The 26,254-nt window shown below is 71.2% G+C and carries 27 protein-coding genes and 2 pseudogenes; 19 read left to right on the forward strand and 10 right to left on the reverse strand.

Going from position 1 to position 26,254, the window contains the following annotated elements:
• The 3 genes from Sri02f_RS18280 to Sri02f_RS18290 all read left to right on the forward strand — a co-directional run bounded on the left by Sri02f_RS18280 (position 1) and on the right by Sri02f_RS18290 (position 2,471).
• The gene (locus Sri02f_RS18280) at positions 1-1,251 is read left to right on the forward strand and encodes an FAD-dependent monooxygenase (RefSeq protein WP_109002379.1); all 1,251 of its coding nucleotides are present in this window, start codon (positions 1-3) and stop codon (positions 1,249-1,251) included.
• Between the two features lie 114 nt (positions 1,252-1,365).
• Positions 1,366-1,566, forward strand: coding sequence for an HNH endonuclease (locus Sri02f_RS43640; RefSeq protein WP_109002432.1), 201 nt, complete (start codon positions 1,366-1,368; stop codon positions 1,564-1,566).
• Between the two features lie 110 nt (positions 1,567-1,676).
• On the forward strand, positions 1,677-2,471 hold the full coding sequence (locus tag Sri02f_RS18290) for a cyclase family protein (protein WP_109002433.1): 795 nt from the start codon (positions 1,677-1,679) through the stop codon (positions 2,469-2,471).
• A 131-nt stretch (positions 2,472-2,602) separates the two neighbouring features.
• On the opposite strand, the gene Sri02f_RS18295 is transcribed toward Sri02f_RS18290, so the two are convergent.
• Positions 2,603-4,228 (reverse strand): FAD-dependent oxidoreductase, encoded by a 1,626-nt coding sequence (locus Sri02f_RS18295; protein WP_109002380.1) that lies wholly within the window; start codon positions 4,226-4,228, stop codon positions 2,603-2,605.
• Between the two features lie 260 nt (positions 4,229-4,488).
• Here Sri02f_RS18295 and Sri02f_RS18300 point away from each other — a divergent pair, with 260 nt between their 5' ends.
• Positions 4,489-6,381: a lamin tail domain-containing protein gene (locus Sri02f_RS18300; protein ID WP_245970669.1), complete on the forward strand. Its 1,893-nt coding sequence runs from the start codon at positions 4,489-4,491 to the stop codon at positions 6,379-6,381.
• A gap of 151 nt (positions 6,382-6,532) precedes the next feature.
• On the opposite strand, the gene Sri02f_RS18305 is transcribed toward Sri02f_RS18300, so the two are convergent.
• Complete coding sequence (locus Sri02f_RS18305) at positions 6,533-7,240, reverse strand: alpha/beta fold hydrolase (RefSeq protein ID WP_159106729.1); 708 nt, start codon at positions 7,238-7,240, stop codon at positions 6,533-6,535.
• Positions 7,241-7,888: 648 nt separating this feature from the next.
• On the opposite strand from Sri02f_RS18305, the gene Sri02f_RS18310 reads away from it, so the two are divergent.
• The 6 genes from Sri02f_RS18310 (at position 7,889) to Sri02f_RS18335 (ending at position 12,807) form a co-directional block, all read left to right on the forward strand.
• A complete protein-coding gene (locus Sri02f_RS18310; protein WP_109002382.1) occupies positions 7,889-8,899 on the forward strand; it encodes an AraC family transcriptional regulator in 1,011 nt (336 codons plus the stop codon).
• A 105-nt stretch (positions 8,900-9,004) separates the two neighbouring features.
• Positions 9,005-9,226: a hypothetical protein gene (locus Sri02f_RS18315; protein ID WP_109002383.1), complete on the forward strand. Its 222-nt coding sequence runs from the start codon at positions 9,005-9,007 to the stop codon at positions 9,224-9,226.
• Positions 9,227-9,324: 98 nt separating this feature from the next.
• Positions 9,325-9,858 carry a MauE/DoxX family redox-associated membrane protein gene (locus Sri02f_RS18320; RefSeq protein ID WP_159106730.1) on the forward strand — a complete coding sequence of 178 codons (534 nt, stop codon included), beginning with the start codon at positions 9,325-9,327 and terminating at the stop codon, positions 9,856-9,858.
• A gap of 5 nt (positions 9,859-9,863) precedes the next feature.
• Positions 9,864-10,418, forward strand: a complete 555-nt coding sequence (locus tag Sri02f_RS18325; protein WP_109002385.1) for a TlpA family protein disulfide reductase — start codon at positions 9,864-9,866, stop codon at positions 10,416-10,418.
• A complete protein-coding gene (locus tag Sri02f_RS18330) occupies positions 10,415-12,274 on the forward strand; it encodes an ABC transporter ATP-binding protein (protein WP_109002386.1) in 1,860 nt (619 codons plus the stop codon). The genes Sri02f_RS18325 and Sri02f_RS18330 overlap by 4 nt, the downstream gene beginning before the upstream one ends.
• Complete coding sequence (locus Sri02f_RS18335; RefSeq protein ID WP_109002387.1) at positions 12,271-12,807, forward strand: S26 family signal peptidase; 537 nt, start codon at positions 12,271-12,273, stop codon at positions 12,805-12,807. The genes Sri02f_RS18330 and Sri02f_RS18335 overlap by 4 nt, the downstream gene beginning before the upstream one ends.
• A 221-nt stretch (positions 12,808-13,028) precedes the next feature.
• Here Sri02f_RS18335 and Sri02f_RS18340 read toward each other — a convergent pair whose 3' ends face one another.
• Positions 13,029-13,877: a LysR family transcriptional regulator gene (locus Sri02f_RS18340; RefSeq protein WP_109002388.1), complete on the reverse strand. Its 849-nt coding sequence runs from the start codon at positions 13,875-13,877 to the stop codon at positions 13,029-13,031.
• A gap of 104 nt (positions 13,878-13,981) precedes the next feature.
• Between Sri02f_RS18340 and Sri02f_RS18345 the strand changes: the two genes are divergently transcribed.
• The gene (locus tag Sri02f_RS18345; RefSeq protein WP_109002389.1) at positions 13,982-14,725 is read left to right on the forward strand and encodes an SDR family oxidoreductase; all 744 of its coding nucleotides are present in this window, start codon (positions 13,982-13,984) and stop codon (positions 14,723-14,725) included.
• Positions 14,726-14,753: 28 nt separating this feature from the next.
• Here Sri02f_RS18345 and Sri02f_RS18350 read toward each other — a convergent pair whose 3' ends face one another.
• The 3 genes from Sri02f_RS18350 to Sri02f_RS18360 form a co-directional block, all read right to left on the reverse strand.
• On the reverse strand, positions 14,754-15,509 hold the full coding sequence (locus Sri02f_RS18350) for an anti-sigma factor (RefSeq protein ID WP_109002390.1): 756 nt from the start codon (positions 15,507-15,509) through the stop codon (positions 14,754-14,756).
• Complete coding sequence (sigK, locus tag Sri02f_RS18355) at positions 15,506-16,072, reverse strand: ECF RNA polymerase sigma factor SigK (RefSeq protein ID WP_109002391.1); 567 nt, start codon at positions 16,070-16,072, stop codon at positions 15,506-15,508. Before sigK ends, Sri02f_RS18350 begins: the two co-directional genes overlap by 4 nt.
• A gap of 75 nt (positions 16,073-16,147) precedes the next feature.
• Positions 16,148-16,573 carry an ATP-binding protein gene (locus tag Sri02f_RS18360; protein WP_109002392.1) on the reverse strand — a complete coding sequence of 142 codons (426 nt, stop codon included), beginning with the start codon at positions 16,571-16,573 and terminating at the stop codon, positions 16,148-16,150.
• A gap of 258 nt (positions 16,574-16,831) precedes the next feature.
• On the opposite strand from Sri02f_RS18360, the gene Sri02f_RS18365 reads away from it, so the two are divergent.
• Positions 16,832-17,176, forward strand: a complete 345-nt coding sequence (locus tag Sri02f_RS18365; RefSeq protein WP_109002393.1) for a hypothetical protein — start codon at positions 16,832-16,834, stop codon at positions 17,174-17,176.
• A gap of 279 nt (positions 17,177-17,455) precedes the next feature.
• A pseudogene (locus Sri02f_RS42875) lies at positions 17,456-17,687 on the forward strand (telomere-associated protein Tap); the annotation flags it as partial.
• 14 nt (positions 17,688-17,701) lie between these two features.
• On the opposite strand, the gene Sri02f_RS18375 reads toward Sri02f_RS42875, so the two are convergent.
• Positions 17,702-18,325, reverse strand: coding sequence for a TetR family transcriptional regulator (locus Sri02f_RS18375; RefSeq protein ID WP_109002394.1), 624 nt, complete (start codon positions 18,323-18,325; stop codon positions 17,702-17,704).
• A gap of 120 nt (positions 18,326-18,445) precedes the next feature.
• Between Sri02f_RS18375 and Sri02f_RS18380 the strand changes: the two genes are divergently transcribed.
• The 5 genes and pseudogenes from Sri02f_RS18380 to Sri02f_RS18400 form a co-directional block, all read left to right on the forward strand.
• On the forward strand, positions 18,446-19,357 hold the full coding sequence (locus tag Sri02f_RS18380; RefSeq protein ID WP_109002395.1) for an SDR family oxidoreductase: 912 nt from the start codon (positions 18,446-18,448) through the stop codon (positions 19,355-19,357).
• A gap of 295 nt (positions 19,358-19,652) precedes the next feature.
• Complete coding sequence (locus Sri02f_RS18385; protein WP_159106732.1) at positions 19,653-21,314, forward strand: PucR family transcriptional regulator; 1,662 nt, start codon at positions 19,653-19,655, stop codon at positions 21,312-21,314.
• Between the two features lie 223 nt (positions 21,315-21,537).
• A complete protein-coding gene (locus tag Sri02f_RS18390) occupies positions 21,538-22,881 on the forward strand; it encodes a type III PLP-dependent enzyme domain-containing protein (RefSeq protein WP_109002397.1) in 1,344 nt (447 codons plus the stop codon).
• 11 nt (positions 22,882-22,892) lie between these two features.
• On the forward strand, positions 22,893-23,099 hold the full coding sequence (locus Sri02f_RS18395; RefSeq protein ID WP_109002398.1) for a hypothetical protein: 207 nt from the start codon (positions 22,893-22,895) through the stop codon (positions 23,097-23,099).
• An 83-nt stretch (positions 23,100-23,182) separates the two neighbouring features.
• Positions 23,183-23,350, forward strand: a pseudogene (locus Sri02f_RS18400) (non-reducing end alpha-L-arabinofuranosidase family hydrolase); the annotation flags it as partial.
• On the opposite strand, the gene Sri02f_RS42065 reads toward Sri02f_RS18400, so the two are convergent.
• Both Sri02f_RS42065 and Sri02f_RS42880 read right to left on the reverse strand, forming a co-directional pair.
• Positions 23,334-23,807, reverse strand: a complete 474-nt coding sequence (locus Sri02f_RS42065; protein ID WP_174855664.1) for a hypothetical protein — start codon at positions 23,805-23,807, stop codon at positions 23,334-23,336. The pseudogene Sri02f_RS18400 and the gene Sri02f_RS42065 overlap by 17 nt on opposite strands.
• Entirely contained in the window at positions 23,785-24,345 is a 561-nt protein-coding gene (locus Sri02f_RS42880; protein WP_307721043.1) for an NUDIX domain-containing protein, read from the reverse strand. The genes Sri02f_RS42065 and Sri02f_RS42880 overlap by 23 nt, the downstream gene beginning before the upstream one ends.
• Positions 24,346-24,600: 255 nt before the next feature.
• On the opposite strand from Sri02f_RS42880, the gene Sri02f_RS18415 reads away from it, so the two are divergent.
• Positions 24,601-25,047, forward strand: coding sequence for a hypothetical protein (locus Sri02f_RS18415; protein WP_109002399.1), 447 nt, complete (start codon positions 24,601-24,603; stop codon positions 25,045-25,047).
• Positions 25,048-25,303: 256 nt separating this feature from the next.
• Here the strand turns inward: Sri02f_RS18415 and Sri02f_RS18420 are convergent, their stop codons facing one another.
• The gene (locus Sri02f_RS18420) at positions 25,304-26,254 is read right to left on the reverse strand and encodes a hypothetical protein (protein WP_109002400.1); all 951 of its coding nucleotides are present in this window, start codon (positions 26,252-26,254) and stop codon (positions 25,304-25,306) included.

Raw genomic sequence — 26,254 nt, forward strand, 5'->3', positions numbered from 1 at the left:
ATGGCCGACCATCACACCACCGACGTCTGCGTCGTCGGCGCCGGACCGGCCGGCCTCGCCCTGTCGCTGCTGCTGCTGCGCTCCGGAGTCCACGTCACCCTCGTCGAACGCGCCACCGGCTTCCGGCGCGAGTTCCGCGGCGAGATCCTGCAACCGGGCGGCATGGCCGTCCTCGACGCGCTCGGGGTCCTGGCGGGCGCCCGGGACCGCGGTTCCCGGGCCCACCGGGGCTTCCGGCTCGTCGACGGCGACAGGACCCTGCTCGACATCGACTACGGGCGACTCGGCGCACCCTACGACCATCTGCTGGCGGTCGGTCAGGAGCACGTACTCGAGGAGCTGCTCACGGCCTGTGAGCAGCTCCCGTCCTTCCGGTACCTGGGCGGCCACCGGGTGTCCGGGCTGCTGCGCGACGAGGACCGGTACACCGGGGTCGTCGCCGACGGCGGCCCGGCCGCCGCCCCGCACACCGTGCGGGCGCGCTTCGTGGTCGGCGCCGACGGCCGCTACTCGCGCACCCGCAGACTGGCAGGGATCGACGCGGGCCGGATGGACGTCTTCGCCCAGGACGTCGTCTGGTTCAAAGTGCACGCCCCCGGCCGGAGCGTCGACCGGGTCCGCGTGCATCGCTCCGCCGGCCGGGCGGTCCTCGTGTACGGGTCCCACCCCGATCGGCTGCAGATCGGCTGGACCGTTCCGCACCGCGGCTGGAACGAGGTGGCGGGGCGCGGACTCGACTTCGTGAAGGGGGAGTTGGCGCGGGCCCTGCCCGAGTTCGCCGACCTGGTGGACGAGCAGCTCACCTCTCTGTCCGAGCTGAAGCTCCTCGACGTCTTCGCGGGCCGGGCCGCCGAGTGGGTGCGCGACGGCCTGGTTCTCATAGGGGACGCCGCCCACACCCACAGCCCGCTCGGCGCCCAGGGCATCAACCTGGCGCTCCAGGACGCCGCCGTACTGCACCCCGTGCTGCTCGACGCGCTCGCCGCCGACGCCACCTCGATGCTCGACCGCTTCACGGAGTTGCGCTCCGGCGACATCGACGCCGTCTTCCGCTTCCAGGTGGCCCAGTCGAAGGCGATGCTCGGCCGCCCGAACCCGGTCGCCGACACCATGCGCCAGGTCCTCGGCGGCCTGGTCACCCGTACCCCGCTGGGCACCGCGCTCACTCGCCGCATCGCTCACGGCCGCACCCCCGTCCAGGTGCGCACCGATCTCTTCACCACCCGCCCCGCACCCAAGGAGAGGGCCTGAGCGCGACGCGAAGTCGCTCCGCCCGGCTGGACGGCCCCTGAGAGGAAGGAACGTCTCTGCTGACGCCGGGGCGCGAAGCCGAAGCGGTCGTGCCGGACGGGCTGATGCACAGGAATCCTCGATGACTTCCCGTCAGTTGCAAGCCGCGCCGTCGGCAGAGCACGGTGCGTCCCCCCGGTTCCGCCGGCGCACAGGCGACACGTCATCCACAGGCGGGACGGCGGATCGGATGGGCGCAGCGATCTACGCCTCGTGCACGCCGAATGCGACCGCCGGCATCACGCCGGAGACCATGAAAGGGCCAAGAAAGCATGACCGTCCACAGCAACCCGCGCGGTCCGCTCGACCCGGATGCGGGGACGACTCGCCCGTCCGGTTCCGAGGGGGCCACGGTGCGGCGACGCACCCCGGCCACCCGGCGTCCCCTGCGCATCATCGACCTGTCCAGCCCCGTCGACGCGGCCGCTTGGGAGCCGGACCCCGTGGTGCACCGCATCCTCACCCCCGCGCAGGGCGCCAAGCACATGGCCGCCGAGATGAAGGAGCACTTCGGCCTCGACTTCGACCCCGCCGCGCTGCCGGGCGGCGAACTCCTCTCCCTGGACACCCTCACCCTCACCAGCCACACCGGTACGCATGTGGACGCCCCCGCCCACTACGGTTCGGCCGCCGTCACCGACTACGGGAAGCCGCGCACCATCGACGAGCTCCCGCTGGACTGGTTCCTGCGGCCCGCGCTCGTCCTCGATCTCCAGGACCAGCCGACGGGAGCCGCGGGCGTGGACGTGCTGCGAGCGGCGATCGCCCGGACCGGCCGCGAGCCCCGCCCCATGGACATCGTGGTGCTGCACACCGGAGCCTGGCGCCACGCCGGCACCCAGCGGTACTTCACCGACTTCACCGGCCTGGACGGGGAGGCCGTGGACCATCTTCTCGACCTCGGCGTCAAGGTCATCGGCACGGACGCCTTCAGCCTCGACGCCCCGTTCGGCGACATGATCCGGCGGTACCAGGAGACCGGCGACGCGGGCGTGCTGTGGCCCGCCCACTTCGCCGGCCGCCGCCGCGAGTACTGCCAGATCGAGCGCCTCCACAACCTCGACGCCCTGCCCGCGCCCTACGGCTTCCACCTTTCCTGCCTTCCGACGAAGATCCGGGGCGCGGGCGCGGGCTGGACCAGGGCGGTGGCGTTGCTCGACGACCTGGAGACCGACGGGTGACGCGCCTGACCGGGCCCACGGCCGGAGGCGACGACGACCTGGCCGGGCCCGGTCGGTCCTTCGGGGGACGCGACCGGGCCCACGGGGTTCCCCGCAGGTCGTAGCCGGCCCCCGGCCGGACCGCCGCGCTCTCAGCCGGGCGCGCCGGTGACCCCGGCAGGGCCGAGTGCCGCCAACGCCCTGGCGAACTCCCTCGCCGAGAACCGGGGCCCGCGGGCCGCCAGATAGCCGTCGGGGCGGATCAGCAGCCAGCCGTCGTCCGCGAGCCGCAGGCCGTCGCGGAGCACCCGCCCGGGGTCGGCCAGCAGCCCGGCGGCAGGGCCGCCGTCGCGCACCGTGCGAACCGACAGCCAGTCGGGGCGGCTGCCCACCAGCTCCTCCGCGCTCGAGCCCGCGCCCGAGACCAGCAGCGTCCAGCGGGGGTCACGCAGTTCCGCCAGGAAGGCCGACCACGCCGGTGCGCCGGCGCCCTCTCCGTTCACGCGCGTCACGCGCTGCCCCGGCCGCGGCACGGCGTCGCCCTCGCTGCCCACGGTCAGCGGCGAGTCGGGATACGACAACTCCAAAGCCGACATCGCCGACATGATCTTCCGCTCGATCTTCCCCTTCAACGGCGGCACGTTGCGCACCACGCCCATCACCACGGGCAGCAGCACATCCTGCAACCGGCTCTTCAACGCCACCAGCGAGGTGGCCCGCGCGGTCGACCCGAGCAGTGCCTCACCCACCGGCACGCGCTCCGCGGAGTACGAGTCGAGCAGCGTCGCCCCCGCCTCGCCCCGGGCCACCATCGCCAGCTTCCAGGCGAGATTGAACGCGTCCTGCACACCGGTGTTCATGCCCTGGCCGGACGCCGGGCTGTGCACATGCGCGGCGTCCCCCGCGACCAGCACCCGCCCCTCGCGCATCGTGGGCACCATGCGCTGCTGGATGGTGAAGACGGAGACCCAGTCCGGTGTGCGGACGGTCACCGGTGTACCGAGTCCCGCCGACAGCTTCGCCGCGAACCGCTGGGCCACCTCGGCGGGGTCGCCCGCGTAGTCGGCGTCGGCGGTGTCGAGGAGCCGCCACCGCCCGGACTCGGGGAACGGGACGAGCATCACCGTCCCGCCGTCGACGCTGATCCAGTGGATGCTGTCCTGACGGGCGACCGTCTCGACCTCGGCGTCGGCGATCAGCCAGGTCTCGCTGGACGCCCCGATCAACGGGATGCCCAGCTGTTTGCGGACCACGCTGTGCCCGCCGTCGCAGCCCACCAGCCAGCGGACGTCCACCGCCTCCTCGCTTTCCTCCCCCTCTTCCGCGTCCGCACGATGACTCAGCACCGCCCGCACGCCGTCGGCGCGTTCCTCGAACCGGGCGAGCCGTACGCCGTACTCGACCTTCACCCCCTGCTCGGCCAGAGCCTCACGCAGCACCGCCTCCGTGGCCGCCTGAGGGATCATCAGGGTGAAGGGGTACCGGGTGGGCAGCCTGCTGTAGTCGGCGCCCATCCGCACCAGCTGTCTGCCGCCGCGGTGCATCGTGAACGCCTGGAGCCGCCGCCCCCGGGCCAGCATCCCCTCCACGACGCCCATCTGGTCGTAGATCTCCAGGGTGCGGGCATGGGTGGCGATGGCCCGGCTGGTCGGGGCGGGCCGCTCGGCGGCGTCCACGATCCGCACCGGCACGCCCCGCCGGGCCAGTTCATGAGCGGTGACGAGCCCCACCGGGCCCGCGCCGACGACCAGTACGTGATCCGTCTGACTGTCCTTCATGGGGCCCCATGGTCAGGGCTTCGCCTCGCGGGCCGTTCGTGCGGGCTTCGCGTCACCCGCCCGACCGGCCGGCTCACCTCAGTGGACGTCAGATCCCCCCTGACGGGTCCTGGCGTTCCGGTGGCCAGCAGGCGGCATTCAGCTGGAGTACACCCTGTTTCAAGATCGTGCCACCAGACTTGCGCCTCGTGCCTACCTCACACTCGCGTGCCGGCGTCGCCTCTGCATGCGCCGCGGCTTTGACGCTTTCAGGACTGCTCGTGACAGGGACGGTTGCCGCTCAGCCTGCGGCCGCCACGGACCAGGCCGGCTACCAGAACGTGCGGATCAACGAGGTCACCTCGTCGAACAGCGACACGGTGGAGCTGTACAACACCGGCTCGATCGCAGTGAGCATCAGTGGCTGGAAGATGTCCGACGACAGCTTCTCGCCGCAGACGTTCAGCCCGTCCTCCAGCACGATCCCGGCAGGCGGCTACGTCACCTTCAATTCGCCCAAGGGGCTCGGTGACGCGGACAAGCTCGTGATCTACACGGCCGGCGGCACGGTGGTCGACCGCGTCGAGTGGGCCGCCGACGGGGCGAAGCCGGCGATGGCGCGCTGCGGCGGCGACGGCACCGGCGGGTGGACGACCGCGACCACGGCGCCCACCTTCGGCGCCTCGAACGCCGCGGGCTGCCCGTCGTCGACACCGGCGGCGAGCCGGGTGCGGATCAACGAGGTCACCTCGAACAGCGCGGACACCGTGGAGCTGTACAACGGGGGAGCGAGCGCGGTCAGCATCGGGTCGTGGAAGTACGTCGACAACGACACCACCCACTCCCCGGTCTCCCTCTCGTCCTCCTCGCCGAGCGCGACCAGCATCCCGGCGGGAGGCTACGTCACGTTCAACTCCACCCTCGGTCTGGGCGACAACGACTCGGTCTACCTCCTCGACAGCCTCGGCAACACCGTCGACTCGGTGACCTGGGCGACCGATGGCGCCAAGCCGTCGGACGAGCGCTGCGCCAACGGCGCCGGCTGGTTCCGGACCTCTGCGACCGCGACGCTCGGCAGCGCGAACTCCTGCTCGGGCAGTGGCGGCGGTGGCGGCGGTCAGCTGCTGGGTGGCGGCGGCTCGCTCACCAGCGGCTGCACCCCCGAAGCACCCTCCGGTACGGGTTCCACCCCGGCGGGCGCCCTGGCGTGGCCGGGCGGGGTGGACGTCACGATCGCCGACAACGTCTGCGCGTTCACCACGTCCACCGGCCCTGAAGGACGGGACCTCAGCGGCCTCGCGTTCGACCCGGCGAACCCGTCGGCGCTATGGGCCGCCAAGAACAAGAACTGGCTGTACAAGCTGGTCAAGAGCAACGGCAAGTGGATCCCGGACGCGTCATGGAGCGCTGCCGGCAAGCAGATCCGTTTCGCCGGCGGCACCGGCCAGCCGGACTCCGAGGGCCTGACGGTCGGCGCCAACGGCCACATCTACGTGACCTCCGAGCGTGACAACACCGACAACACGGTCCCCAAGGACACGATCATGGAGTTCGACCCGGCCGCGACCGGATCGACGCTGACGCCGATCCACCAGTGGGACATGACCTCGCAGTTCCCGCAGCTCGACACCGGCAGCAAGGACGACGCCAACCTGGGCTTCGAGGGCGTCGGCTATGTGCCGGACAGCTGGCTGACCGCGAACGGCTGGGTCGACCCGCTCACCGGCGCCGCCTACGATCCCGCGAACTACCCGCTGCACGGCTCGGGTTTGTTCTTCGCCGGCCTGGAGTGGGACGGCTCGCTGCATGTCTACGGCCTGAACTCCGACGGCACCTTCGTCACGTTCGGCACGATCGCGACCGGCAAGGGCTCCGTGATGGATGTGACGTTCGACGCCGGAACCCAGCGCATCATCGCGACCTGCGACAACACCTGCGGCGAGACGCACACCTTCGTGAAGGTCGGCGCCGGTGGCGTGATGGTTCCGGACGTGACCTACACGAACCCGGCCGTCATGCCGACGGACAACCTGGAGGGCTTCGCGATCGCGCCGACGTCGACCTGCGTCAACGGCTTCCGCGAGGCGGTCTGGAGCGACGACGGCATCTACGGCTTCGGCTCCGGAAGCTCCTCCCACGGACACGCCGTCTACAGCGGCACCTTCCCCTGCTGATCCTGTCGACCACAGGAGACGGCGCACGCACGGGGCCACCTTCAAGGTGAGATGCCCCAGCAGAACGCCGTGATGAAGCTCCCGGCAGACGGGGTGAGGATCAGACCACCCGCTGACTGCCGGGAGCTTCGTCATGCCTGTCCGGACGACTTCAGGAGGACGGCAGGAAGCGAGCGATCTCCGCCGCCACGGCTTCGGGGACAACCGACGGTGCGAAGTGCATCTGGCCGGGAAACGTCGTGTAGGTGACGTCGGGCAGTACGGTCGCGAGCCGGTCGAGAGTTGCGGGCATCGGCTGCCAGGTGTCGGCGCCCCGCATCAGCAGCGTCGGGACGGTGACCATGGACCAGCGCTCCACGTCCACCGAGTCGGCGGCCATCGATTCGAGGTCACGGCACCAGCCGGGCGCTTCGTCGGGTTCGTTGTCGGGTTCGCTGGCGGTGGACTCGCCCGCATCCATGAGGTCCAGCAGCGCGGCCGGGACGCGGGCCACCTTCTCCGCCAGGAGCCGATCGGCTCGCCGCCGGTCACCGTTTGCGGTCAGTTCCTCGAACTCGCCCAACACGGGCGCCAGTTCTTCGCCGGCGGCGTACAGCGGCGGTTCCCACAGCACCAGCGAGCGAACCGGCAGTCCGGCTGCTGCTGCGTGCAGAGCGACGGTGGCGCCGTAGGACATGCCGACCAGGTGCACAGGGCGGCCGATCGTGGCGATCAGAGCCTTGAGGTCCTCCACCTCGTCGGCAAAGCGCTTCGGTGGTCGGCCGGGCCCGCTCGGGGCGTACCCGCGGCGGGCGGGCGTCCAGAGCTCGAAGCGGCCCGGCGAGGTGTTCGGCCACCGGCTGCCAGGAGTGCAGTCCACCGCCGGAGCCATGGACCATCACGACCGCCGGCCCCGAGCCGAGCTGCCGACAGCTGATCACGGTGCCGTCGAAGGACGCAAAGGATGCGATGACCCCGATGGACTCTGACAACTCGATCTCGCTCGACATGCCAGGACCGTTGCACGGTCCATCCGGGCCGGTCCACCGAATTTCCGCACCTGAAGCAGACGTCCTCAGTTCAACTCCGTGGGAAGACTCCGACCCGACGATTCTCCGTCCGGCGCGCCGGACCGGTTGCGGCACGATCTGACGCCTGCGGCTTCGTTTCGAGGAACGTCGAAATGCGTGCGGCCCGCTGCGCGATCGGGGGATAACTGTCACTGCTCCCAACGGGGGGAGTCACACCCAGCACCGCTGAGGGAGCCAAGTGAGCCGAGCATGTTCCTCGCACCTCGACCGGGCCCACGGCCCGATCCGATCACTACGGTGTGCGGGCCGCCACCGGCAGCCGTTCGGTGTCGCGTGAACCGGCGCCGTCCCGCTCGCCGCAGGTGGCTGCGGTCGCCACCGCAGCCAAAACGGAAGAACGCGCCGTCACCCACGGTGTTCCGCGAGGCGCGAACGCCGCAGAACAGCGGCTTTCAGGATGGCCGGCCTGCCTACGCATCACCGATCGAGGAGGACGAGTGGAGAACGTCCCGGAGTTCGTCCTGTACGAGGGGCGTGACCTGGCGCGCATGCACGAGGCCGTGGCCGCCCAGTTCGCCCCGCACCGGCTGAGACTGCTCGGGCAGGAGGCCGGGCCGGCCTCCTTCCGGGTGAGCAACTCGCAAGGTGACATGGCCCTTTACCGCTTGCGCCATGGGGCCGACGTGGAGATACGCCCCGTAGCTCTGCAGGGCCTGTATCTGATCCACATCCCCCTGGCCGGCCGCAGCAGTCTGGTCGTCGACGGAGAGCCAGTGGCCACCGCACAGGACGTCGTCAGCCCGGGACAGCGGATGGAGATCCGCCGGTCCCACGACAGCGACATGATGATCCTGCGCATCCCGCGGCCGGTCCTCGACCGGGCGATCGAGTTGCGGGGCATCCCCGTCGTCCCGGGCGTCCCGGTCCGGTTCACGCCCGCCATCGACATCCGAAGCCCCGGCTCACGGGCCTGGCTGCGCACGTTGCACGCCTATGCCGAGGCGTTGAAGAGTGGGCTTCTCGCCTGCTCGCCGCTCGGGACGCGCCACTTCGAACAGCTGCTGGCGCACGGACTGCTGGACAGCCAGCCCAGCAGCCTCAGTGAATCCCTGCGGCGTTCCGCCCGGCACGCCGCACTGCCGGGCGCACTGCGCCGGGCGATGACGTACTGCGATGAGCATGCCGGCGAACCGCTGTCCATTGCCGACATGGCGCTCGCCTCGGGGCTGAGCGTCCCGGCACTGAGGGCCGCCTTCCGTGCCCACCTCGGCACCACCCCGCTGATGTACCTGCGCAGGGTCAGGCTCGACAGCGCCCACCAGGACCTGCTCGCGATCGCCGAGGGCCGGCACGACGGCACGGTCACCGACGTGGCACTGCGCTGGGGGTTCGTCCATCTCGGACGCTTCGCTGCGCTCTACAAGGCCACCTACGGCACTGTGCCGTCCAGAACGGCCGGTCTTCGCGGCTATCCGGAAACCGCTCGTATCCGGTCCGCCTGTGGATAGTTCGTCAACTGCCGCGCACTTAGCGTTTCTTGCACAGAAACGGGTCCATCCGGACCCGTCCGGCCGGGGATTCCGGCCCGGACCACAGATACGGGAGGAGAGACGATGAGCACTCTTACCGCTGTTGCCGACAAGCTGCTGAGCCACATCGTTCCGAGTCGGGCGGCGCATGCCACGTCGTCCGGCGCCAACGGCTGCTGGATCGAGCAGAGGGTCTGCAACCCTCACTGCCCCTTCTGGTACTGGAAGGAAGACCTCCACTGGAGGTGCAGCGACGGCAGCACCTTCGTGTCGCAGACGGGCTGCACGGACTCGGACGACTGCTGAGCCGTCCCCGCCCGTCGGCACAGTGACATGACATGAACGAAGCGTCGCGCCCCGGTGATAGCGGGGCGCGACGCCTCTCATCCAGAGGTGAACCCTCCATGGCCCATGTTCTCATTTCCTGCCGTGCCTTCATCACCCTCGTGTTCGTGCTCTCCGTGGCGGGCAAGGTCAAAGGCCGGCAGGCATTTCGCGGATTCACCGATTCGGTAGGGGCGTTGGCCCCGCGCCTTCCCGCCGGGCCTGCCGCGGTGTCGGTGATCACTACCGAGGCGCTGATCGTCGTCCTGCTCGCGCTGCCGATGACGCTTCTTGCCGGATTCGTCCTTGCCACCGGACTGCTGAGTGCCTTCTCCTTGGCGATCGGTGCGAGTGTGCGGCGCGGCGATCAGGTCGCATGCCGCTGCTTCGGCGCGGCCTCCACCGCTCCCGTGGGCCCCGCGCATCTGATCAGGAACGCGTTCCTGCTGGCCGGTTCGCTGGCAGGCCTGCTCTGCGCGCTGACGGCGGGCGGGGGCGCCGTCGGGACCGCGGGCGTGGCCACCTCGTTCGTGTTCGGCGCCGCGGCCGCCGGCGTGACGCTGCTCACCGACGACATCTCCCGGCTGTTTCGGCCGCTCCGGCAAGAAGGGTAAGAACCATGTCCTACGTCATCGCACTGACCGCTTTGTTCGGGGCACTGTGCGTGCTGAACATCATGCTCACCGTGGGGGTCCTGCGGCGGCTGCGCGAGATCGAGGAGCGGACCGCCTACAGCGGACTGGATCTGACCCCGGGCCCCCTCGACGTGATGCTGGCGGTGGGCGAGCAGGTGGGCGCGTTCACCACCGTCACCACCGAGGGCGAGCTTCTCTCCGACGCCTTCCTGTCGGACGGCCCCACGGTGGTCGGCATCTTCGCGCACGGCTGCGGCAAGTGCGACGAGCGGCTGCCGGAGTTCGTCTCGTTCGTCCGGGCGCACGGAATCTCCCGCGAGCGGGCGCTGGCCCTGATGGTGGGGACGCCCGAGCAGGTCGAGGCGAAGCGGGCGCTCGCCGAACCCGTGTCCACCGTGGTGATCGAGGAACTGGACGGCCCGGTGTCCCTGGCCCTGGCCGCACGGGTGTACCCGGCGCTCGCGGTGATCGGCCCGGACAAGGTGGTCCGGGCGACGGGTTCACTGATCAGGCACGTGTCGTCCTTGGTGGACGCGTGACGACGACGCAGGGCATCCTCAAGGCGCTGAGGCTGACCTGGCGTGCCTCGCGCGGGGGAACCTGCGTGCTGGCGCTGCTCACCTTCGTCAGCGCCGTGACCCCCGTGGCTGCCGCCTGGCTGACCAAGTCGCTGCTGGATCTCCTCGCCCACGGAGGCGGCGCGCAACGCGGCCAGGTCGTTCTGCTGGCAGCGGGCCTTGCCGCCGCGGGACTGTTCACCGGCTGCCTGCCCCAGCTGCTCATGTACGCCAACAAGGAGTTCGAGCGTGCCGTGGGCCTGCTGGCGCAGCAACAGCTGTACGAGGCGACCGGCCGGCTCGTGGGGCTGGCCCGGTTCGAGGACCCGGCGTTCGTGGACCGCCTCCGGCTCGCGCAGCAGCACGGCGGCGCCACTCCCGGCGTCCTGGTGGCCACGATCCTGTCCGTGGTGCGCGCGGTGGCCATGGCCGGCGGATTTCTGGGCTCGCTGCTGCTGCTCGCCTGGTGGCTGCCGGCGGTCGTCGTCGTGTCCGTCGTGCCGGTGCTGGCATCGGAGATGTGGCTCGCCAAGCGCCGGGTGAACGCCTACTGGCAGATCGGCCCGACGGAACGACGGGAGATCTTCTACCGGGAGCTGCTGACGAACCTTCAGGCCGTCAAGGAGATACGGCTGTTCGATATCGGCGGACAGCTCTGTGCGCGGATGACACGGGAGAAGGTCAAGGCCAACTCCGTCCGGGCCCGGCTAGACCGGCAGGAGCTGGGGGCTCAGACACTGGCAGGTCTCGTCACCGCGAGCAGCGCGGGCGCGGCTGTCATCTGGGCGGTGCTCGCGGCGCTGAGCGGGCGTATCTCCCTGGGCGACGTATCGCTGATGATGGCGTCCGTGGCCGGAGTCCAGTCCGCGGGCTCCGGGCTCATGCGGGACATCGCCAAGTCCCATCAGCAACTGCTCATGTTCCGGCACTACTTGTCCATCGTCGACGGTGCACCGGATCTTCCGGTGCCGCAGAAGCCGTCGCCGGTTCCCGCGCTGTCCTCGGGCATCGAGTTCCGGGATGTGTGGTTCCGCTACTCACCCGAACATCCGTGGGCGCTGCGGGGCGTCAGTTTCCGGCTCGGCCACGGGCGTTGCCTCGCACTGGTCGGACGCAACGGCGCGGGCAAGAGCACGATCGTGAAGCTGCTCTGCCGCATGTACGACCCCGAGCGGGGCGCGATCCTGTGGGACGGCGTGGACCTGCGGGAACTGGACCCGCCGGAGCTTCGGCGCCGGATCGGCGCGGTGTTCCAGGACTACATGACGTACGACCTGAGCGCCTACGAGAACATCGCGCTGGGCGATCTGCCGAACGCGTCGCCCGAGCGGGTGACGGAGGCGGCGCAGCGGTCGGGCGCGGACACCTTCGTCCGGGAACTGCCGCGCGGGTACGACACCTTGCTGTCCCGGATCTTCTTCCAGGGCGACGAGGAGGACGGAGACGGCGACCGGGGTGTGACGCTGTCGGGCGGCCAGTGGCAGCGGCTGGCCATCGCGCGGGCCTATCTGCGCGGGCGCCAGGACCTGCTGATTCTGGACGAACCCAGCTCCGGCCTGGACGCCGAGACGGAGGCCAGGATCCATCGCCAGTTGCGTGAGTACCGCGGAAGCCGCACGAGCGTACTGATATCGCACCGGCTGGGATCGGTACGGGAGGCGGACGAGCTGCTGGTCGTCGACGACGGTGAGGTGGCCGAGCAGGGGACGCACGACGAGCTGATCGCGCACGGAGGGCTGTACGCGGGGATGTTCGCGGCGCAGGCCGAGGGCTACCAGTCCAGGACCGCTGAGCCGGTGGCGAACGTTCCGGGACAGCCCGTGGAGGCGAGACAGTGACCTGGCTCATCGCTGCGGCGGCGATGACCGCAGGGCTCCTGGCCTCCGCTCGGGCGGCGCTGACGTGGGTCCGCCGGACCGTCGTTCTGGTGCTGGTGCACGGCCGGAGCATGAGTCCGGCGTATCTGCCGGGTGACTGGGTGGTGGGCCGGCGCGTGGCGGCGGCGCGACTGCGCCGCGGCGACGTGGTGATCGTGGACATGCCGCCGACCGGTCAGGCACCCGAGGGCCACACCCTGCTGGGCCGGCTGACGATCAAGCGGATCGCGGCCCTGCCGGGCGATGCCCTGCCCGCAGGCGTGCCGGGCGGGGCACCGGGCGCACCGGTGCCTGCCGGTCACGTGGTCGTCCTGGGTGACAACCGGTCCCTGAGCACGGACTCCCGGCATCACGGCCCGGTGCCGTCGTCATGGGTCGTCGGCAGGGCGGTGCGCAAGGCGCACCTGCCCGGGATGAGGACGGTCCCCTCGCGGGACGCGCCTCTCAAGCACCGTTCCGGTGTCGGAAACGAGCCTGCCGCGCCGTCTGACTGAACGCCGGGGTGGCCAGTCCGCCCAGACTCATGTCGCGCCGGGTGTCACCAAGGCAGGCCTGTTGTCGCTGCGCGTCGGATCCTGGCTGTGCCAGGGGCGCGGTTCCGGCACGCCGGTGCCCGCCGGTCACCTCGTACCGCACGATGTGTCGGGAGCTGACGGCAGACCGGACGCTGTCCCCGAAATCCAGCACGGTGCCCCGGCGTTCACCGCCCCGTCGGTCACCGGGCAGTGGCGGCGCGGACCAGCCCCGCGACCGCCGTTGAGCGGCTGTGTGGGGGCCATGCGATGACCGTGGTGACGTGCGGGGCGTCGGGAACCGGTACGGCGGTGAGGTCCTCGCGCAGGCCGGTGCGGCCCGACTCCGGCACGACCGCGCAGGCGCGGCCGAGGGCGATCAGCTGGGTGAGTTGCGTGTGGTCGCGCACCTGCGGTCCGGGGCCGTCCGGGAAGGTGCCGTCAGGGCGAGGCCAGCGGGGGAGGGGCAGGTCGGGAAGGTCGGTGACCTCGGCGAGCCGCACGTGGGGGCGGACGCTGAGGGGGTGGCCCACCGGGAGGACCGCGACCTGGCCCTCGGAGTGCAGGTCCTCGGTGTCGAAGCCCGCCGTGTCGTCGAACGGCCGATGTAGCAGGGCTACGTCGGCCCGGCCGTCGTGCAGCAACCGCGCCTGCTCGCCCGGGCCGCACAGCACGACGTCCACGGCCACGGCGCCGGGCTCGGCCGCGTAGGCGTCGAGGAGTTTCGCCAGCAGTTCGTCGGAGGCGCCCGCCTTCGCGGCCAGGACCACGGCGGGCCGGCCGGTCGCCGCGAGGGCGGCCCGGCGCGTGCGCCGTTCGGCGGCCTCGACGGCGTCCAGCGCCGCCCGCGCCTCCCGCAGCAGCACCGCCCCTGCCCCGGTCAGGGCGACACCCCGGCTGCCGCGCTCCAGCAGGAGGGTGCCCAGGCGCCGTTCGAGCCCGCCGATCGCCCGCGACAGCGGGGGTTGGGCGATCCCGAGTCGCCGCGCGGCCCGGCCGAAGTGCAGCTCTTCGGCGACCGCGACGAAGTACCGCAGCTCACGTGTCTCCACCCCGCCAGCCTAACCGGGACGGCCAGGAGCGATACCCGGGCGGTATCGCCCGCCACCCAGTCGGTCTTGGACGCCCTGCCCGACGGGGGAGAAGTATCGAGGTCATGAGTGAGACGAACACTGTGAACCACCACAAGGTCGCGCTGGTGACCGGGGCCAACAAGGGCATCGGGTACGAGATCGCCGCCGGGCTCGGCGCCCTCGGCTGGTCCGTCGGCATCGGCGCGCGGAACGAGGAGCGGCGCGAGGCCGCCGTGGACAAGCTGCGCGCGGCCGGAGCCGACGCGTTCGGCGTGCCGCTGGATGTGACCGACGACGCCGGCGTGACAGCGGCGGCTCGGCTGATGGAGGAGCGGGTGGGGCGGCTCGACGCGCTCGTCAACAACGCGGGGATCACCGGCGGCGGACCGCAGGAGCCCACCACGGTCGACGTGAACCGGGTACGGGCGGCCGTGGAGACCAACGTGATCGGCGTCATCCGCGTCACCAACGCCCTGCTCCCCCTGCTGCGCCGCTCGCCGTCGCCGCGGATCGTGAACGTCTCCAGCAGCGTCGGCTCCCTCACACGCCAGACCACGCCCGGCGCCGAGACGGGCCCCATCGCCATCGCCTACGCTCCGTCGAAGACGTTCCTCAACGCCGTCACCGTGCAGTACGCCAAGGAACTGGCCGGCACCCACATCCTGATCAACGCCGTCTGCCCCGGCTTCACGGCGACCGACCTCAACGACTTCCGGGGAGTGCGCACCCCCCAGCAGGGCGCCGCCGCCGCGATCCGGCTGGCCACCGTACCGGACGACGGGCCGACCGGCCGCTTCTTCGACGACGAGGGAGAGGTGCCCTGGTGACGCGCTTCCGGCAGCCCGGACAGCACACCTAGACGGTGAGGGGAATGACACCCAAAGGCTGTGTGGTGGGTTGTTCAGAGCCGCCCGCAGGTTCGATGGTGATGCCCACAGCTACGGAGCCGACAGGCGACCCCTTCAGGACGCGGAAGTCGCTGCGCGAGGCGTTGGGCACGAGGCCCGCCGGCCTCAGGTTTCCCGATCTGGCCGCGTACCAGAGTTCGTACACGCGGTCGCCGGTCAGAGCGGGAAGCCGACGGGCGGCGAAGACTGCGCGCGCCTGGGAACGGGAGACGAGGACGGCAGCGGTGGTTCCGTCGGTGAGTTCACCGGTGTGGACCGTGGCGTCGGGTGCGGTGAGGACGCCTGCGATGGCTGAGCTTTCCGTGTCGGCCCGCTGCTCGGCGCGGGCGGCCCGGGCCCGGGCGTCGTCGGATTCGTGGTGTTGCCACGCGGCGACGCCGCCGAATGCGACGGCCGCCGCGACGCTCGCGGCGAGCGCCGGCCGCACGGTGCGCCGGCCACGCGCCCGCGGACGCTGCGGGGTCCCGTTCTGGCGGGTGCCGGCGACCGCGAGGAGAGTGCGAGCACGTGCCTGCGACGTCACCGCCACTGTCTGCGTCGAGCCGCCCCACCGTGCCGCGGTCTCGAGCAGAGCGCCGGCTTCTCGTCGGCACTGCTCGCAACCTGCGAGATGGTTCTCGAACGCGGCTTCGTCAGCCGGTGGCAAGGCGTGCAACACGTATGCGCCGACGGCCAGATGCGGATCCTCCTTGCTGGTTGTCATGCCTGGCCCTCCAGACACGCGTGAAGCTCCCGCAACCCTGCACGCATGCGGGACTTGACCGTTCCTTCCGGTACCGACAGCGCAGCGGCGACCTCGATGTAGGTCAGCCCCTGGTAGAAGGCGAGCATGAGCGGCACCCGCCGGTGCCGCTCCAGCTTGGCCAGACAGCGGCGCAGGCGCCGTTGCTCGTCGTGGTCCTGCACCTTTTCAGCGACTTCGTCGAAGGCCCGTTCCGGCGCCAGGATGCCCGTACGCTGTTCGCGTTCCGCGCTGGCCCGCGCGGTCCTGACACGGTCCACCGCCCGCCGGTGGGCGAGGGTGAGAATCCACGCTTTCGCTGTGCCTCGCTCGGGGTCGTAACGGCCCGCGGTGCGCCATACCTCGATCATGACGTCCTGGGTCACCTCCTCCGCCTGGGCCGCATCGCGCAGGATGCGGTGCACCAGTCCCATCACTGCGCCGGAGAGCGCGTCGTAGATTCCGGTGAAGGCATCCTGGTCGCCGCCTGCCACACGGGCCAGGAGTTCCTCGACTCGGACGTTCGACTCGGAGCTGTGCAGCACAGCTCTGCTCCCCTCGTGCCAGGCCCGGCGGCGGCCGCACGGGCGGTCGTAAGGATGTGATCGCCCAAGAGCCGCTCATCCGACCCCTATGACGTCGGTGGCGGATCGCAACTCGAGCAGCACGTGCACGGTCTTGCCGCCGATCGCGGGGACCGACCGGATGTCGCCGCCCAGCTCACGGATGATGCCCATGCCGAAGCCGCCACGCTCGCCGCCGAGACCGCGGCACATGTCCGGCAACTCCTCACTGCGGTCAGCGACCGCTATGTCGAGCCGGCCGTCGCGAACCGTAAGCGTCAGCGTGCAGGATTCCGAGGTGTGACGAACCGCGTTGGTCACCAGTTCGGACACGATGAGCACCGCGTCGCTCATGCGGTCGACCGGAGCGGTCGCCTGGAGCCAGCGCTCACTGATGCGTCGGGCGGCGGACGGGGCGCGCCGGGTGTGGGGAAGCGTGACGGCGTGCTGCGCTGCCGTGGTCGGTGACGTAGTCATGGACATGAGCGCTCCTTCGAACGACCCGGCCCGTGGGGATCCTGCACCGGAGATTCGTAGCCGCGAGGCTCGTGGATGTCGCAGGGCTGCGTGCAGAAAGCCCACACTTCCCACCCGGGCGGGTGAGCGGAGTGGCCGGAGGATTAATTTCCTCCGACGTCATCCGCTGGGACGCCCGCTCCGAATCCCTGACGTCAGACACCGTGAGACGGGACAGCACGACTCGTCGAACGAAGAGCCGACCTTTTGAAGGAGAGGTGTCCGATGACCGCATCCCTGCGATTGCGCCGCCTGGCGGTCGGAGCCGCCGCCACGGGCCTGCTGGCCGGAGGAGCCGCATTCGGCCTGACGGGCACGGCTGCCGCGGCCCCCGCTCCGACCCCCGCTGCGACCGTCTCGAGCGGTGATCACCACAGCAAGTGCCACTGGGAGAAGGGGCACTGGGAGAAGGTGTGGGTCAAGGGTCACTGGGAGAAGAAGCCGGTCCAGGACAAGACCTGGAAGCACGGCCACTGGGAGTACCACCACTCCTACAAGTGGGTCTACGTGCCGGCCCACTGGGAGCGCCACTGGGTCAAGGCCCACTGGGAGTGTGGCCACGACCACTGAGCAGCGGTACGCGCAGGTGAGGACCGGAGTCGCCGAGCGAGCCGGTCCTCACTCATGTCGAGCCGGCTGTGCGACCGCGACCCCGGCGTCACCGGTAAGAGCCCGCCGGAGGTCCGCCGTCATACCCGCCCGGCCAGTGAGGCGAACGGGATGGACCCGGCAGTCCGACCTCGTCGGACCGGGCGTCCGGCGATGCCGGCGCCCGGGTCGTCGGCCAGGACCACACGGCCGTGATCCGCTTGCCCACCGGCTGCCGGTGCATGTCCATGCTCCGGCACCGACAACCGGGCCGCCGTCATCGGCAAGGCCCGAATCGACATGCACCGCAAGTTCACCGACATGGCGAGGACGACGGGCCTGTACCCGCTCGCCGTGCTCTCCGACCGCGTCGTCCACCCCTCGCCGGGCGAGAGCCCCCACGACGTCCTCCCGTCCTCCCGTACTCCCGTACGCCGCCAGCGGCAAGCCGCGGCCCGGCGGGTTCCGCCTCGGGCCCACGCCCGGCCCGGCACTGACCTGCGGAGCTCACGATCGTCGGTGATCGTGGGCGGGGCGATCGCCTCTCTCAGGCTGTGCCTGAGTCTGCAGGGGGGGCGCGGAGAGGGTACGCAGGTCATCGAAGGCCCGCAGGAGGTGCGCGTCCAAGGTCTGTGAGGGGTCGTCGATCCAGGCTTGGGCCGCGTGATGAAAGGCGGCCCAGCCGGTCTGAGCGGCCAGGCCGGCCAGCCGGTCCGCGACACCGCGCCGCTGCAGCGCTTCCGCTACGGCTTCGGTGAGCGACGCGGCCTTGGCCAGGTCGCGTTCGCGAAGTGCCGGCGTCACCGCGATGACCGCCAGTCGTGGTTCGGTGAACGGCCGGTTTTCCTCAAGGATCCGTCCGGCTTTCCGGAAGGCGCAGAGCAGCGTCTCGAGCGGTTGCAGACCGTCGGGCGCTTCGGCCACCGCCTCCATCAGCGCGGCGCGCAGATCGGCTTCGCCGTCGAAGAGCACCTCACGCTTGTCCGGGAAGTGCCGGAAGAAGGTGCGCTCGTTGACGCCGGCCCGGGCGGCGATCTCCGCCGTGGTGGTCTGGTCGAACCCGCGTTCCTGGTACAGCTCCAGGGCCGCCTGTTGAAGGCGGCGACGCGCTTCTGCTCCGCTTCGTGGCACCTCCCGAGGATACCCATACGCCAGTGACTGGCGCTACTTGACGCCAGTCACTGACGCTACCTAGGCTCGGCGACCGGCGCGCGTAGTGCCAGTCACTGGCGTTAAGTAGGAGGGTGCTTCATGCATGTCTTTGTTACCGGCGGTTCCGGCCAGACCGGCCCCGCAGTCGTCGCCGAGCTCGTTGCGGGCGGCCACAGCGTCACCGGACTGGCGCGCTCGGATGCCGCCGCCGCCCGGCTGGAGTCACTGGGCGCCACACCACACCGCGGCTCCCTGGACGACCTCGACACTCTGCACAGCGGCGCCGAAGCCGCCGACGGTGTCCTGCACATGGCCTACGGTGGCGACTTCTCCGACCTCGACGACATGATGAGGCGCGACCGGAGGGCCATCGAGGCGCTCGGCCGGCCGTTGGAACACTCGGGCAAACCGCTCGTCGTCACCTCCGGCACCCTCGTCCTGCCCGCCGGTCGGGAAGCCACCGAGCAGGACGAGCCCGACACGGCCGGGATCGCCGCCTTCCGCATCGCGGGTGAGCGAGCTTGTCTGGGCTTCGCCGCCGGGGACGTGCGCGCAAGCGTGGTCCGCCTCGCTCCTACCGTCCACGGCCCCGAAGACCACGGTTTCATCCCCATGCTCATCGCCACCGCCCGAAAGACCGGCGTGTCGGCCTACACCGGCGACGGCGCCAACCGATGGCCTGCGGTGCACCGGCTGGACGCGGCGGTCCTGTTCCGCCTGGCACTGGAGCAGGCACCGGCAGGCAGCGTGCTGCACGGAGTAGCCGAAAGCGGCGTCACCCTGAAGAGCATCGCGGAGACCATCGCCCGGGGCCTCGATCTGCCCGCGGTCTCACTCAGCCCCGACGAGGCTGCCACGCACTTCGGCAGCCCGTTCATGGCCACCGCCTACGGCCACGACGGGCCTGCCTCCAGTTCGTACACCCAGGAGCTGCTCGGCTGGTCACCCACCCGGCCAACGCTGCTCGAAGACCTGGAACACGGCGACTACCTGTCCATGCCAGCCTTCTGACCCCCTCATGAGCGGCGCGTAAGGCGCGCTTGACGAGCCGGCGTGGCCCAGGAGCTGAACGAGCCGACTGCCTCAGCTCGCCCGAGGCCGCCAGCGCTCACCGAACTTCCTCACCGAGTCCCAGCCGTTCTGTCCCGGGAGGATGAACCAGCGCGGGGGCGACCGGTTTTGGCCCGCATCGACTGCGGGCCGCGACCGTGATGTCGTACGTTTTCCCGATCGGCCACCGAGCGTGGTGGCGTGTGCACGCCCTGGTTCGGCGCGGGGCCGGGCGGGGGCGCGAGACGGGGGCGACATGACGGACTCTGGGGTGGCGGCCGGTTGGGACACGGCCGGCGAGTCACGGGTGACGTTGGAGCGGCTGCTGTCCGTCGTGGGGGTGGGCGCCGTGGAGTTGCACTCGGCGCCCCAGGGACTGGGGATCACGGTCACCGGCGTGAACGTGCTTGACCTCCGGGAGCCCGTGGTCGGACCGCGGGAACTGCTGCTCGCCGTGGGCGTCGATCCGCGCTCGGCCCTGGCGGTCGACGTCGTGCGCCGGGCGGGCGAGTCCGGTGCGGCGGGCGTGGTGTTCGGCCCGGGCCGGCCCGAACCCACCGCGGGAGCCCTTCAGACGGCCGCCGAGGAGGGCGGTACGGCGCTGCTGTTCCGTACCGCCTGGTGCACCTGGGCCCATCTGGTGGGCGTGCTGCGGGCGGGGCTGGCCTCGGCGGGCGTCCCGCCGGTGGCCGGGCTCGGCGGGCCGCGCCTGGGGGACCTCAACTCGCTGGCCGATGCGGTGGCGGCCCTGGTGGGCGGCGCGGTGACCATCGAGGACACCGAGTCCCGGGTGCTGGCCTACTCCTCCACCGAGGAGAACGTGGACGAGCAGCGCCGACTGACCATCCTCGGCCGCCGTGTCCCGCCGTGGCGGGTGGCCGCTATGCGCGAGGCGGGGTTCTTCCAGGCGCTGTGGGCGGGGGACGACGTACTGCACCGGCCGGCACACGGGCAGAACCCGGAACGCCTGGTGGGCGCCGTGCGGGCGGGCGGGGAGGCGCTCGGATCGATCTGGGTGGCCGCCGTGGCCGGTCGGCCGCTGGCGCCCAACGCCTCCGAGGCCCTGCGCGCGGCGGCCCGGGCCGCCGCCGCCCACCTGCTGCACCATCGCACCCACAGTTCGGACGACCGTCTCGTCGAGGACGCGGCCCGTGCGCTGCTGGAAGACCGCGGATCCGTCGAGGTGCTCGCGGAACGGGCCTCGCTGCCGCCGCGGGAGCCGTGTGCCGTCCTTGCCGTCGGCACCGGGACCGCGGATCACGGGGACGGCGATCCGTCGGGACTGCACGGGCTGCTGACCCTGCACTGCGCCGCGTACGGCCACCGCGCGGTGGTCGTCCCGGCGGGCGGCAGGATCCTGGTGCTGTTGAGTGCCCTGGACCGTGATCTCGGCCGGGCCGAGAGCCAGGTGACCCGGCTGGGGGAAACACTGGCGCACCAGCTGTCGGCCACTCTCGGCGGGCCGCTGAAGGTCGGGCTCGGCGAGGTGGCCCCCGGGCTGGCGAGGGCGCCCGGGTCGCGCCGGGAGGCCGAGCTCGCCCTCAGGGCGCTCACCGCGGGCGCGGGGTCGCGAACGGTCGCCAGGAGCGGGGACGTCGCGGACACGGTCGGCATCCTGCACGTCGTCGACGCCCTGCGTGGGGTGGATCTGCCGCCGCAGACCTCGGTGGCCCGTCTGCGGGCGTTCGACGCCGAGCACAGCGGCAGTTGCCTGGTGGAGACCCTGCGCGCCTATCTCGACCACTTCGGCGACGTGTCCGCCGCCTCCCGCGCGCTCGGCGTGCACTCCAACAGCCTGCGCTACCGGCTGCGGCGCATCGCCCAGGTGTCCGGACTGGACCTGGCGGACCCCGACGCGCGTCTGCTGGCCCAGTTGCAGTTACGCCTGAGCGACGAGGACGACGACCAGCGCGACTGACCGGCCCCCGGCCGCTCGTCGGCCCCCACCATCACAAGGCCGCTTCTTCGTCGGAGCGCACAACGGGCCTACCTGGCGGGGCGGTTGTTTGCTCCTGACCGTCGTGGGGCGGGCCCGCGGCTCTCACGACTCGACGAAGACGCCCTCCCGGTGCGGACAGCAGGCTGGTGGTCCAGCCCGGGAAGGTCCCGGGTGCTGCGCAGACCACCCCGGAAGGCTCACCATGACCGGACTGACCCCCGCCGCCGAGCGGCGCGAGCGGATCCTGCGGGAAGCGGTACGGCAGGGACTGCTGGACCCCGAGCGAGACCTGCTGGCCGCCTTCGTCGACCTGGACGGCGTCGCCGCGACAGTCGAGTCCCTGCACCGCGCGTTCGCCTCGGCTCCCTCCTCTCCGCCCGTGCTGCACGCGTTCGCCGCCAAGGCGAACAGCCTGGTGCCGGTGCTGGCGGAGCTGCGAGACCTCGGCATGGGCTGCGAGGTCGCCACCGCGGGTGAGCTGGCCCGCGCCCTGGCCGCCGGCTTCGCACCGGAGCGGATCGTCTTCGACTCGCCGGCCAAGACGGAGGCCGAACTCCGGCGCGCCCTGGACCTGGGTGTGACGGTCAACGCGGACAACTACCAGGAGCTCGCCAGGATCGACCGGGCACTCGGCGGCCGCGTCCCGGCGTCCCGGATCGGTCTGCGCGTCAACTCCCAGCTCGGCGGCGGCACCATCGCCGCGATGAGCACGGCCACCAGCACCTCCAAGTTCGGCGTTCCGCTGGCGGACCCGGGCAGTCGGCGGGAGTTGCTGCGCGCCTACCGCGACCGCCCGTGGCTGACCTGGGTGCACACGCACACCGGTTCGCAGGGCTGTCCGCTCGACCTCATGGCGCGCGGGGTCGCGCAGGCCGTGGAGTTCGCCGAGGAGGTCAACGCGTCCCTGGGGCGGCGCCAGGTGGTCGGCGTCGACATCGGCGGCGGGCTGCCCGTCAACTTCGCCGACGACGAGACCACGCCGACCTTCGCCACGTACGTGGAACAACTGCGCGCCCATGCGCCCGCGTTGTTCGCCGAACTCTCCGGATTCTCCGGCGGGTACGAGATCGTCACCGAGTTCGGGCGTTCCGTCCTGGCCAAGAACGGGTTCACCGCCGCGTACGTCGAGTACACCAAGAACGTGGGCGGCCGGTCGATCGCGGTCACCCACGCGGGTGTCCAGGTGGCCACCCGGACCGTGTTCCATCCCGACGCCTGGCCCCTGCGGATCGAGGCGTACGACGGCGGCGGCACGGTCAAGCGGGGCGGCCCGGTCCGTCAGGACATCGCGGGCCCCGCCTGCTTCGCCGGTGACCTGCTGGCGCGCGACCGGGCGTTGCCGCTGCTGGAGCCCGGGGACATCGTCGCCGTCCCGGACACGGGCGCCTACTACTTCTCGACGCCGTTCCACTACAACAGCCTGCCCGAACCGGCCGTGCACGGGGTCCGCACGAGCGGTGACGGCGGTGTCGCCTTCGAGCTGCTGCGTCCCGCGCAGGATCCCTGGGACGTGCCCGTGCACGAGCCCGTTCTCACGGTCAGGTAAGGAGTATCGAGGTGGCACAGGCCAACCGTCGGCGGTCCGGCCGGGACGGACCGCTCCTCACTCAGCGCGCCGCCGTCGTCTTCCTGCTGGCAGCCCTGGTCGGCATCGGTGCCACTGCTCTGTCGGTGCTGGCCGGCAACACGTGGCCCGTCGCGGTGAGCGTCGGCGGTGGGGTCGTGGCACCGGCCGTGCTGTTCTTCCACCAGATCATCGACTAGAAGGTCCACGAAGATCTTGGGTGTTGGCCCGGCCGCGTCAGCGGCAGGGCCGGACTCATCTGGCCCTGCTTGCAAGGGCAGGTGACATCAGCCACGGAGACCTGGTCCGCAACAACCCCGACCAGACCATGACCGTCGACGCCTGCAACCTGCAGCTCCTCTACCAGGGCAGGACCCCGCCGCCCCCGGGGGACACCACCTCCTACGCGCTGCTGCCCTACCGTCCGGGCCTGCTCACCCTGCAGCGCTGACCCACCCCATCAACGGTGACCCCGACGCGGTGCGGTCCGCCGACGCGTAGACGAGCCGTCTACTACGCGGGCGACTCCACCCGCTGACCGAAACGCACCACCCTGAGAAGCCCCAGCCGCGCGCCGGCTGGGGTTTCTGCTGCGACCACGCGAGGGCACCCCAGGGTGGTTGGGGTTTCTCGATGACCACGTAGACGCACTTCAAGGCAGCGGTCTCGTTCTCGAGCGCGGCCTCTTCGGTCGGCGGGGTGAAGACGGGCCGGAGGGCGCGAGCGATCTCGTCCGCGCGCCACAGGTGGGTGAACTTCCGTACGGCGAGGGTGGACGGGACTCGGATGCGGGCGGCACGGGTGTCGCTGTCCATGCAGGCGCGGATCTCGTCTTCGTCCAGCTGAAGCCGCGCGAGCTGCCTGGTGCCGTGCTTGCCGTCCAGCTCAAGGACCGGCGGCGGGGGCATCTGGTCGATCAGGTCGAAGGACGAGAGCCGAGGCTGGGATCCCGGCCTCCTCCTTGACCTCGCGCAGGGCCGCGGTCAGGAGAGTGTCGTCGTCAGCTTCAACGTGCCCGCCGGTGGCGAGCAGCAGTCCTCCGCTCGCCTTGTGGCGGACGTGCAGGACCCGCCGGTGTCGGTCGATCACCACGGCGCTGCACGTGACGTGGGCAGGAAGGGTGGTGCGGCTGGCCGGCTCGGCGTCGGCGTCCAGGCCTGCCAGAGCGTCTCGTTCGCCGGGGTGCCGGTCCAGGCACGGCACCCGGGCAGGGGGCGGGAGCGGATCCAGGGCAGGTGGAGGGTCTCGGCCGCCCCGGGGCGTGCGTGCCCACCGTGCTCTTGGTGTCACCGCGCCCGCCTCCGCGGCGAGATCGATCCCGAACTCCACCTCGAACTCCGTGGAGCCCGCCGCGCTCAGTAGGCCGGTGAGGATCTGGGCGGCCAGGTCACCGGTTCGATGATCTCGCCCAGCTTTCGGGCAGGTCATGGACGTTCCGCGCAGCATCGGGGCGGCCGCCCGGCGGTCAGTCGCTCCGGCCCGGCCCCGAGGACGTGCGGCCGATGAGTCGGCCGCCCACGTCGCGACGGGTCGCAAGGTTTCCGCAAGGTCCGTGGCGCAGTGTTCGACCGGCAACGCGATACGCCGCCGGGCGCGACCCAGATGACGTCGAGCTTCGTTCGGCGAGGTCTCGCCCCCGGCGGCGCGTCGACTCCCCACCGTACATGTCACCCGAAAAGGAACCCTGTGAAGAAGCCCCGTATGGGTCGCGTCATCGCGGCCTCGGCCGTGCTGATCAGCAGTGGCGCCGTTGTCTTCGTGCCCGCCTCGGCGGCCTCGGCCACCGAGGACGACTGCGACGGCATCGCCGTCATCGGCCGCTTCCGGGCCGTCGAGTCCGGAGCCTCGTTCGACTTCCACGGCCGCCGCGTCGAGTTGCAGAACGAGTCGGCGCTCGACCGCTACAGCCGCGCGGAGATCAAGTCCGGTCGCCAGGCCGGCGACCGGCTGTGGGTCGACCGCAGCTTCCACTCCTTCCCCGACTTCAAGGGCATCGTCAGCGATCAGCGGGCGAAGAGCGATGGCTGGAAGATGTGCGGCCCCTACACCGGCAGCCGTACGCAGTCCGTCTTCAACTCCGACTTCGCCGCGCGCGCCTGTGCGGAGATCGACGGCGTCACCAAGTGCGGCAAGTGGTACGTGGACTGAGGTGTCCCGGCGGCGGGGCGCCGAAAAGGGTGTCCCGCCCTGTGACCATCTCCTGCCGGGCCGCCGCCCGTCCGACGTCGACGGGCGGCGGCCGACGCGCGTCGCGTCGGCCCTCTCACGGCGTCGGGAACAACGCCTTCCCACGGGATGCGGCGAAGGCCGGGGGCACGTAGGACGACACGGATCACGCGGACGCTCGCCGGGGCCGGCCGCGCGCCCGGCGGCCGACGCTCGGACGCCGGCTCGTGAAGCGGTGTCAGCAGCCGGGAGGTTGCGGTCCGCCTGCCGGTCGGCCGGGATCGAGCCGGTAGGGCTCGAACGCCTCGTCGGCCGCCGGTGCATAGGGGCGTTTGGACATCCGGGTGACCAGTTGCCACATGCGCCGCTCGTCCTCCAGGTGTTTCGGGAGGGCGAGGCCGAGTCCCTCGGCGAGAGGCTTGCGTCCCAGGTTGACCAGAGCGCGCACGGCTGCGGCCCACTCGTCGGTGGCGGCCACCGCCGCGTGGTACCAGACCGGCGTGAGGGCGAGCAGACAGGCGCCGGAGAGGACGAGCACCGGACGGTCGGCCTGGGCGCTGCTCAGCGACGCGTACGCGGCGAGCGCCACCGCCGCGTGTCCATAGAGGAGGGCCACGAAGAAGTCGACGTTCGTACGGGCCGCCACCACCTGCTTGCCGGCCGGTTCCGGCGCGACGCTCGTCAGCTCGTTCCACAGCACCTGGGTGTCGAGCCGGTACCGGTCGTATCCGTACTCCTCGAACCTGCGGATGGCGTTCCCGAGCCGGGTCGGTGTGATCTGCTGGTCGCTCACCGGGTAGCGGCCGAGCCTCTCTCTGAGAAGGGCCCGCCTGATGGGCGAGGCGAGCGAGGGGTCGGCGAGGCGGTCGGTCGTCCTCTGCCGCCGGGCGCGCTGCCTACGGCAACCTCGTTCGTAGGCGGCCGTCGGCCACAGCGCGTACCCCTCCAGGAAGCGGTAGAGGGGAGTCTGCAGAGCGTTCAGAACCAGCCCGAGCAGGACGGCCGTCACCAGCAGCAGAAGCGCGGTGTGGCCGCCGGAGGCCGGCCACAGGCGCACGAGGACCGCCGGCCGGTGCAGGCTCGGGGCGACGGCGAACGCGAACACGGCGAGGTTCAGCGCGGTGGGCAGGATCCACCCCACGAGCACCGCCCATCCGCCTGTGAGCACGCCTTTGGCGATGTCCCCCAC

This window comes from Streptomyces rishiriensis (assembly GCF_003112535.1).
Classification (GTDB): domain Bacteria; phylum Actinomycetota; class Actinomycetes; order Streptomycetales; family Streptomycetaceae; genus Streptomyces; species Streptomyces rishiriensis.

What these genes read in the sequence shown, in the direction of transcription:
- Sri02f_RS18280 (WP_109002379.1), top strand. Translation starts at nt 1, where the DNA reads ATGGCCGACCATCACACCACCGACGTCTGCGTCGTCGGCGCCGGACCG.
- Sri02f_RS18295 (WP_109002380.1), bottom strand. Translation starts at nt 4,228, where the DNA reads ATGAAGGACAGTCAGACGGATCACGTACTGGTCGTCGGCGCGGGCCCG.
- Sri02f_RS18315 (WP_109002383.1), top strand. Translation starts at nt 9,005, where the DNA reads ATGAGCACTCTTACCGCTGTTGCCGACAAGCTGCTGAGCCACATCGTT.
- Sri02f_RS18320 (WP_159106730.1), top strand. Translation starts at nt 9,325, where the DNA reads ATGGCCCATGTTCTCATTTCCTGCCGTGCCTTCATCACCCTCGTGTTC.
- Sri02f_RS18325 (WP_109002385.1), top strand. Translation starts at nt 9,864, where the DNA reads ATGTCCTACGTCATCGCACTGACCGCTTTGTTCGGGGCACTGTGCGTG.
- Sri02f_RS18345 (WP_109002389.1), top strand. Translation starts at nt 13,982, where the DNA reads ATGAGTGAGACGAACACTGTGAACCACCACAAGGTCGCGCTGGTGACC.
- Sri02f_RS18350 (WP_109002390.1), bottom strand. Translation starts at nt 15,509, where the DNA reads ATGACAACCAGCAAGGAGGATCCGCATCTGGCCGTCGGCGCATACGTG.
- Sri02f_RS18360 (WP_109002392.1), bottom strand. Translation starts at nt 16,573, where the DNA reads ATGTCCATGACTACGTCACCGACCACGGCAGCGCAGCACGCCGTCACG.
- Sri02f_RS18365 (WP_109002393.1), top strand. Translation starts at nt 16,832, where the DNA reads ATGACCGCATCCCTGCGATTGCGCCGCCTGGCGGTCGGAGCCGCCGCC.
- Sri02f_RS18380 (WP_109002395.1), top strand. Translation starts at nt 18,446, where the DNA reads ATGCATGTCTTTGTTACCGGCGGTTCCGGCCAGACCGGCCCCGCAGTC.
- Sri02f_RS18385 (WP_159106732.1), top strand. Translation starts at nt 19,653, where the DNA reads ATGACGGACTCTGGGGTGGCGGCCGGTTGGGACACGGCCGGCGAGTCA.
- Sri02f_RS18390 (WP_109002397.1), top strand. Translation starts at nt 21,538, where the DNA reads ATGACCGGACTGACCCCCGCCGCCGAGCGGCGCGAGCGGATCCTGCGG.
- Sri02f_RS42065 (WP_174855664.1), bottom strand. Translation starts at nt 23,807, where the DNA reads ATGCCCCCGCCGCCGGTCCTTGAGCTGGACGGCAAGCACGGCACCAGG.
- Sri02f_RS42880 (WP_307721043.1), bottom strand. Translation starts at nt 24,345, where the DNA reads ATGCTGCGCGGAACGTCCATGACCTGCCCGAAAGCTGGGCGAGATCAT.
- Sri02f_RS18415 (WP_109002399.1), top strand. Translation starts at nt 24,601, where the DNA reads ATGGGTCGCGTCATCGCGGCCTCGGCCGTGCTGATCAGCAGTGGCGCC.